Source organism: Vibrio frigidus, assembly GCF_042465995.1.
GTDB lineage: Bacteria > Pseudomonadota > Gammaproteobacteria > Enterobacterales > Vibrionaceae > Vibrio.
The window spans coordinates 184,147-197,753 of sequence record NZ_JBCDMC010000002.1 but is presented as its reverse complement, the minus strand read 5'-3'; the positions used below and the strand labels follow the sequence as shown (position 1 = coordinate 197,753).

The 13,607-nt window shown below is 41.5% G+C and carries 13 protein-coding genes, 1 tRNA gene and 1 riboswitch; of the genes, 10 read left to right on the top strand and 4 right to left on the bottom strand.

The genetic code is table 11. The features are described from left to right. Window positions 1-2: 2 nt before the first annotated feature. From rsxB to AACW90_RS04370, 3 genes are all read right to left on the bottom strand, one after another. Window positions 3-581: an electron transport complex subunit RsxB gene (gene rsxB, locus AACW90_RS04380; RefSeq protein ID WP_390231364.1), complete on the bottom strand. Its 579-nt coding sequence runs from the start codon at window positions 579-581 to the stop codon at window positions 3-5. Next, entirely contained in the window at window positions 581-1,162 is a 582-nt protein-coding gene (gene rsxA / locus AACW90_RS04375) for an electron transport complex subunit RsxA (RefSeq protein ID WP_195703822.1), read from the bottom strand. The genes rsxB and rsxA overlap by 1 nt, the downstream gene beginning before the upstream one ends. 236 nt (window positions 1,163-1,398) lie before the next feature. Continuing rightward, a tRNA-Asn gene (locus tag AACW90_RS04370) sits at window positions 1,399-1,474 on the bottom strand. A gap of 659 nt (window positions 1,475-2,133) precedes the next feature. On the opposite strand from AACW90_RS04370, the gene uvrB reads away from it, so the two are divergent. From uvrB to AACW90_RS04355, 3 genes are all read left to right on the top strand, one after another. Further along, on the top strand, window positions 2,134-4,164 hold the full coding sequence (gene uvrB / locus AACW90_RS04365; protein ID WP_390231360.1) for an excinuclease ABC subunit UvrB: 2,031 nt from the start codon (window positions 2,134-2,136) through the stop codon (window positions 4,162-4,164). A gap of 298 nt (window positions 4,165-4,462) precedes the next feature. Next, window positions 4,463-5,911 carry a quorum-sensing sigma-54 dependent transcriptional regulator LuxO gene (gene luxO / locus AACW90_RS04360; RefSeq protein WP_390231357.1) on the top strand — a complete coding sequence of 483 codons (1,449 nt, stop codon included), beginning with the start codon at window positions 4,463-4,465 and terminating at the stop codon, window positions 5,909-5,911. Window positions 5,912-6,016: 105 nt separating this feature from the next. Next, on the top strand, window positions 6,017-6,361 hold the full coding sequence (locus AACW90_RS04355; RefSeq protein WP_390231354.1) for an Hpt domain-containing protein: 345 nt from the start codon (window positions 6,017-6,019) through the stop codon (window positions 6,359-6,361). Between the two features lie 127 nt (window positions 6,362-6,488). On the opposite strand, the gene yvcK is transcribed toward AACW90_RS04355, so the two are convergent. Next, window positions 6,489-7,376, bottom strand: coding sequence for a uridine diphosphate-N-acetylglucosamine-binding protein YvcK (gene yvcK / locus AACW90_RS04350; protein WP_390231351.1), 888 nt, complete (start codon window positions 7,374-7,376; stop codon window positions 6,489-6,491). A gap of 170 nt (window positions 7,377-7,546) precedes the next feature. After that, window positions 7,547-7,701: riboswitch (molybdenum cofactor riboswitch) on the top strand. Between yvcK and moaA the strand changes: the two genes are divergently transcribed. The 7 genes from moaA to oppB all read left to right on the top strand — a co-directional run bounded on the left by moaA (window position 7,690) and on the right by oppB (window position 13,606). After that, entirely contained in the window at window positions 7,690-8,679 is a 990-nt protein-coding gene (gene moaA / locus AACW90_RS04345; protein WP_390231348.1) for a GTP 3',8-cyclase MoaA, read from the top strand. It overlaps the preceding riboswitch by 12 nt. Window positions 8,680-8,701: 22 nt before the next feature. After that, window positions 8,702-9,214, top strand: coding sequence for a molybdenum cofactor biosynthesis protein B (gene moaB, locus AACW90_RS04340; protein WP_390231345.1), 513 nt, complete (start codon window positions 8,702-8,704; stop codon window positions 9,212-9,214). 6 nt (window positions 9,215-9,220) lie between these two features. Then, on the top strand, window positions 9,221-9,700 hold the full coding sequence (moaC, locus tag AACW90_RS04335; RefSeq protein WP_347997272.1) for a cyclic pyranopterin monophosphate synthase MoaC: 480 nt from the start codon (window positions 9,221-9,223) through the stop codon (window positions 9,698-9,700). Then, the gene (gene moaD, locus AACW90_RS04330; protein ID WP_390231341.1) at window positions 9,697-9,942 is read left to right on the top strand and encodes a molybdopterin synthase sulfur carrier subunit; all 246 of its coding nucleotides are present in this window, start codon (window positions 9,697-9,699) and stop codon (window positions 9,940-9,942) included. Before moaC ends, moaD begins: the two co-directional genes overlap by 4 nt. Window position 9,943: 1 nt before the next feature. Beyond that, window positions 9,944-10,402, top strand: a complete 459-nt coding sequence (gene moaE / locus AACW90_RS04325; RefSeq protein WP_275134288.1) for a molybdopterin synthase catalytic subunit MoaE — start codon at window positions 9,944-9,946, stop codon at window positions 10,400-10,402. Window positions 10,403-10,948: 546 nt separating this feature from the next. Further along, complete coding sequence (locus tag AACW90_RS04320) at window positions 10,949-12,577, top strand: ABC transporter substrate-binding protein (RefSeq protein ID WP_390231337.1); 1,629 nt, start codon at window positions 10,949-10,951, stop codon at window positions 12,575-12,577. Window positions 12,578-12,685: 108 nt separating this feature from the next. Next, on the top strand, window positions 12,686-13,606 hold the full coding sequence (gene oppB / locus AACW90_RS04315) for an oligopeptide ABC transporter permease OppB (RefSeq protein WP_390231333.1): 921 nt from the start codon (window positions 12,686-12,688) through the stop codon (window positions 13,604-13,606). The last annotated feature ends 1 nt before the right edge of the window (window position 13,607 follow it).

Genomic DNA, 13,607 nt, shown 5'->3' with positions numbered 1-13,607 from the left:
TTTCATTTAACTCGCGCTTCTGGTTTATCTGTTATATCTACGGCTGGAATGGCGTTTAATGTCCATTTCCAGTTAGCAATGGTTGTTTCAATCGGTATCATTTCTATGCAGTCTGTTGGGCATGGAGCCACACATAGGTCGCATCCAGTACATTCACTTTCTATTACCGTATGTAAGGCTTTAGTTCCTCCCACAATGGCGTCCACGGGACAAGCTTGTATGCATTTTGTGCATCCAATACACATGTCTTCGTGTATGTACGCGACGGTTTTAATGGGTTCGATATCGCCTTGGTTTTCTGTTTCTGGCTCGACACCCATCAATTCGGCTATTTTTTCGATAGCTGCCTGTCCACCTGGCGTACACTTGCTGATACTGTCGCCGTTGGCAACCGCTTCTGCATAAGGCCTACAACCCGGATAACCACATTGCCCACATTGGGTTTGAGGTAAAATGGCGTCTATTTGTTCAACAATTGGGTCGCTTTCGACCTTAAAACGAACAGAAGCGAAGCCTAGAAAAGCACCAAATATGCCCGCGAGGATAGCGATAGCGAGAATAGCAACGAATATTGATACCATTACAACTTCACCAATCCAGTAAAGCCCATAAATGCCAGAGACATTAATCCTGCGGTTATCATCGCTATAGATGCACCCTGAAATGGAGAAGGAACATCAGCTGCTGCAATTCGTTCGCGCATTGAGGCGAATAAAACTAAGACTAAGGAAAATCCGACAGCGGCACCGAAGCCGTAAATAATGGATTCAATAAAATTATGATTCTCATTGATGTTTAGCAAGGCGACGCCTAATACCGCGCAGTTTGTCGTAATGAGGGGCAAAAATATGCCGAGTAATCGATATAGCGTTGGGCTGGTTTTGTGAACAATCATCTCAGTAAATTGCACAACAAACGCAATCACCAGGATAAAACTCATCGTCCGTAGATATTCTATTCCTAACGGAGCCAAAATATAGGTTTCAACCAAGTAAGCGCAAACGGACGCAAGCGTCAGTACGAATGTGGTTGCTAAGCCCATACCAATAGCGGTTTCCAGTTTTTTGGAAACACCCATAAAGGGACATAAACCCAGAAATTTAACCAGCACAAAGTTGTTAACCAGAACAGTGCCGACTAGTAACAGTAAATAGTCAGTCATGATAATTCATATTAGGAAATCCTTAATGTTATATTATCTCGTTTTGAGGCACTAATAACAACCGAGAATCCTTAGGGTTTTTCATCATTAGTGTTGTTTTTAAGCACCATACACGGTTTTTTTGATCTCGAAATTGTAATTAGGCGGGAAAATATCTGTTATGTACCCATGTAGGACGCGTTTTTAATCGTCTTTTTAAACGAAAAAAGCCACGTCTAAGACGTGGCTTTAAAATGTGGCTCCCCCTGCAAGACTTGAACTTGCGACATACGGATTAACAGTCCGCCGTTCTACCAACTGAACTAAGGGGGAATCGATTTGAGTTGCGGATTTTAGCGATATGGACGAAAAGTGTCAACACAGAAGTCGAATCTTTTTATAAAAATAAATTCGTAATTGCTATTGATTTTTTCAGACTGCCCATCGATAAAAGCGCCGACTTACTTATCCACCAAAATTGTGGATAAGTGTGTGAATTAAACTTGAGTAAAAACCCATTGAATTTATTTAGAGTAAAAATACTATATGATAAAGCTGTAATTCGTTGAAAAAAAAGACTTTATGCCATTTGTCGTTAACCCGTATAATTTATGCATCTTGTGCATAAGTTAAATTTTGATCAAAAATGCATCATATTTGCACTAAGTTGGGGAAAACAAGTGGATTAAAAATAATTGAAATTGAGGGTTGTATCTAGAGAAGGGCGGAGACTTTATCAAATTTTAGAAAGAGGTTCTACTGTTTATGCAGTTTTACTTCACATTATTTATCTAATTATATTTTTCTCCAAACGACCAAACTGAATTCGGGTTAAACCGATCGTCAATTGATGGCTCGGTGACAAAAGTTATCTTTGCGTCAGTAGATTGGATATCATGCGAAGCAATTTATTTTAGAATTCGTTATCATGCTTAACGCTGTCTTCACATGTAGAACATCGCATATTAATCATAAAGAATAAGAACATAATTATGAGCAAAGAATACAACCTAGTTTCCGATTACAAACCGTCCGGGGATCAACCTACCGCAATAGTAAAGCTGTTGGATGGTCTGGAAAATGGGCTTGCACATCAAACACTGTTAGGTGTCACTGGCTCAGGAAAAACTTTTACGTTGGCGAATGTGATCGCACAATCAAAGCGACCAACCATAATCCTTGCGCCGAATAAAACGCTTGCCGCGCAGCTTTATGGGGAAATGAAAGCTTTTTTCCCTAATAACGCCGTAGAGTACTTTGTTTCTTATTATGACTACTATCAGCCTGAGGCTTATGTACCTACAACAGATACCTTTATTGAAAAAGATTCGTCAATAAATTCACATATAGAACAAATGAGGTTATCCGCGACCAAAGCACTCTTAGAACGAAAGGATGCCATTATCATTGCCTCTGTATCGGCGATTTATGGTTTAGGTGACCCCGATTCGTATCTAAAGATGATGCTACATGTAAGACGCGGAGACCATTTAAACCAACGCGATGTTATACGGCGACTAGCTGAGCTTCAATACACTCGAAATGACGTATCGTTTGAACGTGGGCAGTTTAGGGTTCGAGGTGAAGTGATAGATGTCTTCCCTGCAGAATCCGATCAGGAAGCGGTACGAATAGAGATGTTCGATGAAGAGATAGAATGTATAAGCCTGTTTGACCCACTAACAGGTGCAATTAACCAGAGAGACTTGCCTAGATTCACTGTCTATCCAAAAACGCACTATGTTACGCCTAGAGAAAAAATACTAGAGTCAATTGAACATATAAAGGTAGAACTAAAGAGCCGAAAAGCCTATTTACTTGAAAATAATAAACTATTGGAAGAACAGCGGATCTCCCAAAGAACGCAGTTTGATTTGGAGATGATGAACGAATTAGGGTTCTGTTCAGGTATCGAAAACTACTCTAGATACCTCAGTGGTCGAGAAGAAGGCGAGCCGCCACCGACGCTTTTTGACTACCTACCCAGTGACGGACTGTTGGTTATCGACGAATCTCACGTGACCGTTTCTCAAATTGGCGCAATGTTTAAAGGAGATCGGTCACGAAAAGAGACCTTAGTTGAGTTTGGCTTTCGTCTTCCTTCAGCGCTAGATAATAGGCCACTTAAGTTTGATGAATTTGAAGCATTGGCTCCGCAGACCATATTTGTATCCGCAACACCGGGTAATTATGAGCTCGAAAAATCAGGTAACGATATCGCGGATCAAGTCGTGCGCCCCACTGGGCTTTTAGACCCAGTTATTGAAGTGCGTCCAGTGACAACGCAGGTCGATGATTTATTGTCTGAGATCCGTATAAGGTCAGTAAAAAGTGAGCGAGTCTTAGTGACGACACTGACGAAGAGAATGGCGGAAGATCTGACAGAATATCTTCATGACCACGGTGTAAAGGTTCGTTATCTGCATTCTGATATCGATACCGTTGAACGGGTGGAGATTATCCGTGATTTGAGGTTAGGCGAATTTGATGTATTGGTGGGAATTAACCTATTGAGAGAAGGGCTGGATATGCCAGAGGTCTCTCTTGTGGCCATTCTAGATGCGGATAAGGAAGGATTCTTAAGGTCAGAAAGGTCGCTCATACAGACGATAGGCCGTGCTGCGAGGAACCTAGAAGGAAGAGCCATTTTATATGGTAACTCCATTACCAAATCTATGAAAAAGGCAATGGATGAAACGAATCGTCGTAGGGGAAAACAGCAAGAACACAATGAAAAAAATGGCATCGTACCTCAGGCTTTAAAAAAGAGTATCAAAGATATTATGGAAATCGGCGACATCGCTAAAACCCGTAATCAAAGAGTCTCGAAACAAGTACCTTTATCGAAAGTGGCTGAGCCATCACAAAGTTATCAGGCATTTACACCACAACAATTAGAGAAAGAGATTATCAAATTGGAAGCGGCCATGTACCAACATGCTCAAGATTTGGAATTTGAATTAGCGGCAGAAAAGAGAGATAGAATAGATAAGCTAAGAAAACAGTTTATTGTAAACAGCTAGTTAAAAGAAAATGCAGGCAAAAAAATAGCCAACTGGAATATGTCCGGTTGGCTTCATTTTGTGGAAAACATGTCCACTAACAACGTCAGTTGGCTAGGTGACCCGTTAGGGTCATAGTTATAAAAGCATTTATTGTGCCAATTAATAAGCACAGAGATATAAAGGCTTATCTCGAATATATCCGCACTATAAATAGGTATATTTGCATTTTGCAAAGCGAAATGCGATTCTTTCCTAAATTGCAATCAACTTTCTTTTGATTCGCTCAAATCAAACAATATCTTTTAAAGGCTTGGATATGAAAAAACCGGATCTTGGTATGACAGCTAAGTATTTGCTTATGGTCGAAGATACCGCTTCAGTTGCGGCTTTATATCGTTCTTTTTTAACGCCTCTCGGTATCGATGTGGAGATTGTTGGTACGGGTAAAGAGGCGCTGGAATCACTGACCATCCGGATTCCGGATCTCATCCTCTTAGATTTGCGCCTTCCCGATATGACAGGTATGGATGTACTTCACTCAGTAAAAGCATTATACCCAGAAGTCCCTATCATCTTTATGACGGCACACGGTTCGATTGATACTGCCGTAGACGCAATGCGATATGGCGCTCAGGACTTCTTAATCAAACCTTGTGAAGCGGATAGGCTCAGGGTTACGGTAAATAATGCCATACGCCGAGCCAGCAAAATCAAAGGTGGTGAAGGCGAGCAAGGATCAAGCGTTAGTAGTTTGAATAACTATCAAGGTTTTATTGGTAGTAGTCAGAATATGCTTTCGGTTTACAAGACTATTGACTCGGCAGCAACAAGCAAAGCGAGCATTTTTATAACTGGCGAGAGTGGCACAGGTAAAGAGGTGTGCGCTGAAGCGATACATGCTGCGAGCCGTCGCAGAGACAAACCATTCATAGCAATTAATTGTGCGGCTATCCCGAAAGATCTAATTGAAAGTGAATTGTTCGGTCACGTTAAGGGCGCTTTCACGGGAGCGGCGACTGAACGACACGGTGCTGCAGAACTTGCCGACGGTGGGACACTGTTTTTGGATGAGCTTTGCGAAATGGATTTGGATCTGCAGACCAAACTATTGCGTTTTATCCAAACGGGTACGTTTCAAAAGGTCGGTTCCTCAAAGATGAAGAGTATTGATGTACGCTTTGTTTGTGCAACCAACAGAGACCCTTGGAAAGAGGTACAGCAAGGACGTTTTAGAGAAGACCTTTATTACCGTTTGTATGTTATTCCGCTGCATTTGCCTCCATTAAGAGACCGAGGAGAGGATGTCGTCGAGATAGCCTATTCGTTATTGGGCTATATGTCATTGGAAGAGGAAAAATCGTTTACTCGTTTTGCACAAGATGTAATAGATAGATTCATCTCCTATGAATGGCCTGGAAATGTGCGTCAGCTTCAAAATGTAATACGCAACGCTGTTGTATTAAATAATGGGAAGGAAATCACATTAAACATGCTTCCTCCACCAATTAACCAAATGAGCACAAAAATTGCTTTAATAAACAATAGGGAAGGATTATTGCAAGATAGATTTGGTTCAAACAACATTGATTCCACCCATGAGAGTCTCCAATCATTATCTGCTGATGACATAACACCTTTGTGGCGGGTTGAGAGAAATGTGATAGAGCAAGCAATTCAAGCCTGCGGGGGGAACATCCCGCAAGCAGCAAATGCATTAGAAGTCAGTCCATCGACTATTTACAGGAAAAAACAGTCATGGTTATAGAAAATAACGATGATGTGAACACGAAAAATATGAGCATGAAATTGACGTAGCTAATCGCTTGTTTTTTTACATGCAACGAAGGAAATGTTAGGAGAACCTTAAACGGTGACGACTTATTTGAACTCCAACAAAATTGAAGACTTGTGTAACGAAATTGGCCAAGAAAATTTGCCGGTATTGTTGGACATATTTTTGGGTGAGTTAAACAGCTATCACGTTTCGCTAACAGAAAATGGCGATAACGTAGAGCGTTTGTTAAGTGACATTAGCCATGCACTAAAAAGTAGTGCAGCTAGTTTCGGTGCTGATGACTTGTGTAAAAAAGCGCTGCATATAGATGCCAAAGCCAAAGCCGGCGAGAAGGTTTCCACGGTTGAAAATCGCAATTCGCTACTGGATAGCATTGAAGCTACTATCCGCGCATATGGGGCCTTATACCAAGCCAAGTGAACTTGTGCCAATATGGGATATCATTTCACAGGTCGCGAAAGACATCCTCGCACTTTCATTAGTGAGGATGTCAGTATTGTCAATGAGCCGAAGTGGCAGTGGAAACGTTTTTTAAATTAGCGCTGTACTATTTAAGTTGCTCGACAATCGCCTTGGACAGCTTGTTCCTATCGTGTCGCCAAGCCCTATTCGGCGATGCAAGATCGACAGTAACGCAACGCCACTCGTTTTCTAGATCTTGATGTGCCACGTCACCTAATACAATATCTATTTTTCTGCCTCGACAAGCCCTTTGGCACCACTCCAGTTTTTGACGTAAAGTCATTCTTCCGGCGGGGCCATATTCAGGTGACAGGTTCTCGATGTAGATTAATGTCGCGTTGGTGTTTTTTAATATGGCATGTCCCAATTCGGAAAGTAACAGAGGTGGCATAATGCTAGTAAGGAAACTACCTGGTCCAAGTATGATGCAATCGGCATGGTTAATGGCCGTAACGGCCTCACTTGTGGCGGGTACTTCTGGTTCTAGATCCAACCTGAGAAGGTCGTTTTCCATCTCGTCTACGCTGGTTTCACCATGAACCCAATTACCATCAACAGATAATGCTTTTAGATCAGATGGGTGTTCGGACATAGGGATAATGTTGACATCGACTTTCAACATGTTACGTATCAGCTGTATTGCCTCTAGAGGCCTGACAGATAAGTTATCTAATGAGGCCAACATCAGGTTGCCCAAATTATGCCCATTTAATTCGCCAGAACCTTTAAATCTATACTCAAACATCATCGATTCAACAGATGGTTCAGTAATCAGCTGATTGATGCAGTTTCTCGTGTCACCCCAAGCAATACCGCCCTGACAATAACGGATGCGGCCAGTAGAACCGCCGTTGTCGGTCGTCGTAACAATCCCGGTAGCGTTGTTACCGAACTTGTTTAAAGCGGCCAGAACTCGTCCCAAGCCATGCCCGCCACCTACCGCAACGATTTTTTTGTTTTTATATATTTTCATTTAATACTTAACTTATTTTAATATTATGCAATAACTTGCCGTCATTTTTAATAATAAACACCTTAGGCTAATTAAAGTGTGCTTATTGATGGATTTTTCATGATTGCCTATGGAATTATAACCCGTAATTAAGTATTTTATCGAATAGCAGTTAATCTGATTTCAGTGATTAGCAGCCATAACTCCGAGCCTTTACCGCTAAGTTTGATTTTTGGCAAATGTTGAAATTCTATATGCGTTAGAGGCCAGTGACACAATGTTACAAGGGTTTGCTTAGAAATGAGTAGGCCTCCCGTATTTGGAAAGGTGTTCCGTGGCGATACAATTCGAAGATAAATTTAAACGCAAGTTTTATTACTTGCGTCTCTCTGTTACAGATGTCTGTAACTTCAAATGCACATACTGTCTTCCTGATGGCTATAAGCCTTCGGGGCGTAAAAACTCGTCTTTTTTATCCATACCGGAAGTGAAACGTATCGTTAGTGCGTTTGCTAGTTGTGGTACCTCTAAGGTGCGCATAACCGGAGGTGAACCGACTTTACGTAAAGATTTCAATGACATCGTACAAACCATTGCTACTACTGATGGAATTAGTAAGGTGGCAATGACAACCAACGGTTATCGTATGGAATCTCAGGTTGCGGACTGGCGCGAGGCAGGATTAACCCACATTAACGTGAGTCTGGATAGCTTAGACCCTCGAATGTTTTACCAAATCACAGGAGAGAATAAATTTTCCAACGTGATGTCCGGTATAGACAGAGCTTTTGAGGTCGGATACGAGCAGGTTAAAGTCAACGTTGTTTTAATGAAAGATCTTAATAGCGGTGAGTTACCCGCTTTTCTCAATTGGATTAGAGACCGACCTATACAGTTAAGGTTTATTGAGTTGATGCAAACCGGGGAAATGGATTCATTCTTCGATAAATACCATAAATCAGGTGTGAGCATCCAGAATAAACTCATCGCAGAAGGTTGGATTCCAAAGGTAGCAGAAGCGAATGATGGGCCTGCAAAAGTATATATTCATCCTGATTACAAAGGCGAAATAGGCTTGATTATGCCTTATGAAAAGCATTTTTGTGAGAGTTGTAACCGATTAAGAGTTTCCGCAATGGGCAAATTGCATCTTTGCTTGTTTGGTGAGCAAGGCGTAGAGCTCAGAGACCTTCTTCAAGAAGACAAGCAAGCGGATGCATTAATCGACCGCATTCAAGCTCAACTCCAAACTAAATCAGTCAGCCACTTTCTACAAGATGGTAATACTGGAATGACGCCACATCTCGCCTCCATTGGCGGCTAAAAAATTAAATATAGGTGAAATTATGGGACACGCTGTAAGTGAATTTAAGCCAGCAAATATTGCAGTATTAACCGTTTCTGATACTCGTACAGAAGAAAATGACACGTCTGGGCAATACTTTGTCAATCAACTTAAAGAAGCTGGACATCATCTAGCGGATAAAAAAATAGTCATCGATGACAAATATAAAATCCGCGCGATAGTTTCGCAATGGATAGCAGATGAAGGAATTCAAGTCATCATGATTACCGGCGGTACGGGATTTACTTCAAGAGACAGTACGCCAGAAGCTCTTGTTCCACTATTTGACAAGCAGGTTGAAGGGTTTGGTGAACTATTTCGTCAGGTTTCTTACGACGAAATTGGTACCTCAACCATTCAATCACGTGCTATTGCAGGTTTTGCAAACCATACGGTTGTATTCGCAACGCCTGGTTCAACTGGCGCATGTAGAACGGCGTGGACAAAGATTATCAAGCAACAATTAGATGCGAGTCATCGCCCTTGTAACTTTATGCCTCACTTGTCGGTGTAGTCTAGTATGGAACAGTTTACTCATATTAACGCCTCTGGCGAAGCCAACATGGTTGACGTGTCTGCGAAAGCAGAAACAGTAAGAGAAGCAAGAGCTGAAGCCTTTGTTCATATGGCACCAGAAACATTGCACTTGATTGTTTCTGGTAGTCACCATAAAGGCGATGTGTTCGCCACCGCTCGAATTGCTGGAATACAAGCGGCCAAAAGAACGTGGGATTTGATTCCACTTTGTCACCCTTTACTGCTTACTAAGGTAGAAGTTCAACTAGAAGCTATTGAAGAAGACAGCGTTGTTCGAATAGAATCTCTCTGTAAACTCTCGGGTAAAACGGGTGTGGAGATGGAAGCGCTAACAGCAGCATCGGTTGCGGCATTGACTATCTATGATATGTGCAAGGCCGTACAAAAAGATATGGTGATTAGTCAGGTTAGACTACTCGAGAAAAGTGGTGGAAAATCAGGTCACTTTAAGGCGGAAAAATGATCAAAGTACTTTTTTTTGCTCAAACTAGAGAGCTGTTAGACCTTGATGGCCTCGATATCGAGCCTAACTATGCCACCGCTGAAGAGCTGCGTGCTTTTTTATGCGAAAAAGGCGATAAGTGGTCCCTAGCTTTAGCTCATGGGAAATTACTCGTCGCTATCAATCAGACAATCTCACCGCTTGATAGCGTGATAACCGATGGTGATGAAGTGGCCTTCTTTCCTCCAGTCACAGGTGGGTAATATGACGTATTCAGTTTCCGTGATGCGTGAAGACTTTTCTGTGGCAGAAGAATACGATTTATTAGCGCAAGGGTCATCTGCTGGTGCTGTCGCCATGTTTTCCGGCAAAGTGAGAGACATGAATTTGGGTAGTAATGTTACGGGGCTTACGCTAGAGCATTACCCTGGCATGACTGAAAAAGCACTTTCTGATATCTGTCAGCAAGCACTAGACCGTTGGCCGCTGCAAAAAGTGCGTGTGATACATCGGATTGGTGATCTCGATATTGGTGATCAAATTGTCTTTGTTGGGGTAACAAGCGCCCATCGTGGTGCCTCTTTTGAAGCATGCGAGTTTGTAATGGACTTTCTTAAAACCAAAGCGCCATTTTGGAAAAAAGAAAGGACAACAGAAGCATGTCGTTGGATTGACTCTCGAGCGTCGGATCATAAAGCCGCTTCTCGTTGGACTGAAAAATGATCAGATAATCTACAACCCAATAAAGATGACTAGCCAAGCTATATTGCTTGGCTTTTTTTCATCCTAAGGTTTTACACTTATGAATAAAGGTGTAAAACTTTCGTTCCAATGCGTTGAATTGACATTGTGTTCAGATATTCACCAATATTGTTACTACCATCCCCCATACTAAAGATAGATAATGAATAATAAGTCATGCACCTTAACCTTATAAAGTGTAAGCTCATGTTAATTAAGATTTAGGTTTTGGTTTGTTATGGGTAAAGTGAATTTATATTAACTAAACTCTGATTTTTCACCCATTTATGGTGAATCCTTTTTGATAGAGTGCTTTTTAGGCAAACAATCTAAAACATTGACCTAGTCGAAATAATAAAGCGCTAGTTAGGCCGTTTTATGGAAAATTGAACGAATGATTGGTAGTGTGTTCAGCAATCTTTTTGGGTTTTAGAGCGTTTTTGTTAGAAACGTTCTGAATGGTCTATCGTTCGGACACCTATAAAAAAGACGTCATGGATGCTAATAAAAAAATTTGGAGTTAAATGCATGTTCAAAAATAAAATAACACAAACCCTTTTACTGGGCGCAAGCTTAACCGTTGCTGCTACCTCTTTTTCAACTCTTGCAGCAGATGTTCCTGCAGGTACTAAACTTGCTAAGGTGCAAGAATTAGTGCGTGGTAACGGTACAGAAGTGGCGTCTATCGACCCACATAAAACTGAAGGTGTGCCAGAATCTCACGTTATTCGTGATTTGTTAGAAGGTCTTGTAAACCAAGATGCAAACGGTAATACCATTCCTGGTGTGGCTGAGTCTTGGGACACAACAGATAACCAAACATTTATTTTCCACTTACGCAAAGATGCGAAGTGGTCTAATGGCGACCCAGTAACAGCAGAAGATTTTGTATATAGTTTCAAGCGTGCTGTTGATCCGGCAACGGCTTCGCCATATTCTTGGTATCTAGAGATGACCAATATGGTCAACGCTGCGGAAATCATCGCTGGTACTGCAGATAAAGAAACGCTGGGTGTGAAGGCAATTGATGCTAATACACTAGAAATTAAATTGACTACAGCGGTTCCATATTTCGTCATGATGATGGGGCACACAACAGTTAAGCCAGTACATAAGGCTACCGTAGAAAAATTTGGTGACAAATGGACCAAGCCTGAGAACTTTGTTGGCAACGGTGCATTTGTGATGGACAACTGGGTAGTGAACGAACGTATCGAATTGGTTCCAAATAAGAACTACTGGGATAACGCGAATACCGTTCTAACGAAAGTAACGTTCCTTCCTATCGAAAACCAAGTTGCAGAAATGAACCGTTTCCTTTCTGATGAAATTAACTTCACGAACGAATTGCCTAATGAGCACTTCAAGCGATTACAGAAAGATCATGCTGAATCGGTATCTATCCAAGGTAACTTGTGTTCTTACTACTACGGCTTCAATAACAAGAGAGCACCATTTGATGACGTGCGTGTACGTAAAGCGCTTTCTTTTGCTATCGATCGTGACGTAATAACTAAGTTCCTATTAGGGCAAGGTCAACAACCTGCTTATTTCTTAACGCCAGAAATCGTCGCAGGATTCAATCCTGAGGTTCCAGCTTACGGCAAATTAACCCAAGCTGAGCGTGTTAAAGAAGCAATGAGTCTTCTAGAAGAAGCGGGATTCAACAAAGAGAATCCACTTAAGTTTACACTTCTATATAACACGTCAGAAAACCACAAGAAAATTGCAGCCGCAATTCAATCTATGTGGAAAAAGTCTTTAGGTGTTGATGTTCAGCTAGAAAACCAAGAGTGGAAAACATATTTGGACACACGTCGCCAAGGTGACTTTGACGTGACTCGCGCAGGTTGGTGTGGTGATTATAACGAAGCTTCTTCGTTCCTTTCGCTAATGCAAAGTAACAACAGCTCGAATGACCCTAAATACAACAGCGCTGCTTATGATGAAACTATGAAGAAAGCACTGTATTCCACAAACGCTGATGAGCGTAATGCACTTTATGCTGAAGCCGAAGTATTATTGGCGAAAGATATGCCAATTGCTCCGATCTACCAGTATGTTAAGGCTCGTCTAGTAAACCCTAACGTTGGTGGCTTCCCAGTTAACAACGCAGAAGACAAAATTTACTCAAAAGATTTATACATTAAAGAGTAAGTTTTACTAAATAATAATAATAATTATGGGCACTGCATGTGAAGTTCACATGCAGCGTCTTTTTGTTTATCAAGATATACACTGTCACAGACTGAAAAGAGTGAGTTTATGTTTAAATTCATCGCGAAAAGAGTATTAGAAGCGATACCAACGATGCTGGTATTGATAACAATTTCTTTTTTCCTTATGCGCTTTGCTCCCGGAAACCCGTTTTCATCAGAGCGCCCATTGCCCCCAGAGGTAATGGCTAACATTAATGCTAAATATGGTCTAGATAAACCTGTGTTTGAACAGTACACCACGTACTTAACAAACGTTATACAGGGTGATTTTGGTCCGTCATTCAAGTACAAAGACTTTACAGTTAATGAACTGGTAGCCGGTGCATTACCTGTATCAGCCAAAGTTGGTTTTGCTGCCTTTATCTTTACTCTATTTATGGGAGTGGGGGTGGGTACCTTAGCTGCACTGCGGCAAAATACTTGGGTCGATTACATTATTATGTCTACCGCCATGCTCGGGGTGGTGATGCCATCCTTCGTGTTGGCACCCGCATTAATCTATCTGTTCTCCATTAACTTGGGCTGGTTCCCCGCTGGTGGTTGGTTAGATGGTTCCTTTCAATATATGTTCTTACCAGTGATTGGTATGTCTTTGTTGTATGTGGCGACATTTGCTCGTATTACCCGTGGTAGCATGATAGAGACATTGAACAGTAACTTTATCCGTACTGCACGAGCTAAGGGTCTTAGTTATCCTTATATCGTCTTAAAGCACGCGCTTAAGCCAGCAATGCTCCCTGTTGTTTCTTATATGGGACCTGCTTTCGTCGGTATTATCACCGGCTCAGTTGTTATCGAAACGATATTTGGCCTGCCAGGTATCGGTAAATTATTCGTTAACGCAGCATTTAATCGAGATTATTCGCTAGTAATGGGAGTCACCATTTTGATTGGTTTCCTCTTCATTCTATTCAACACCGTTGTTGATATTTTATTAGCGGCTATTGATCCAAAAATTCGTTATTAAT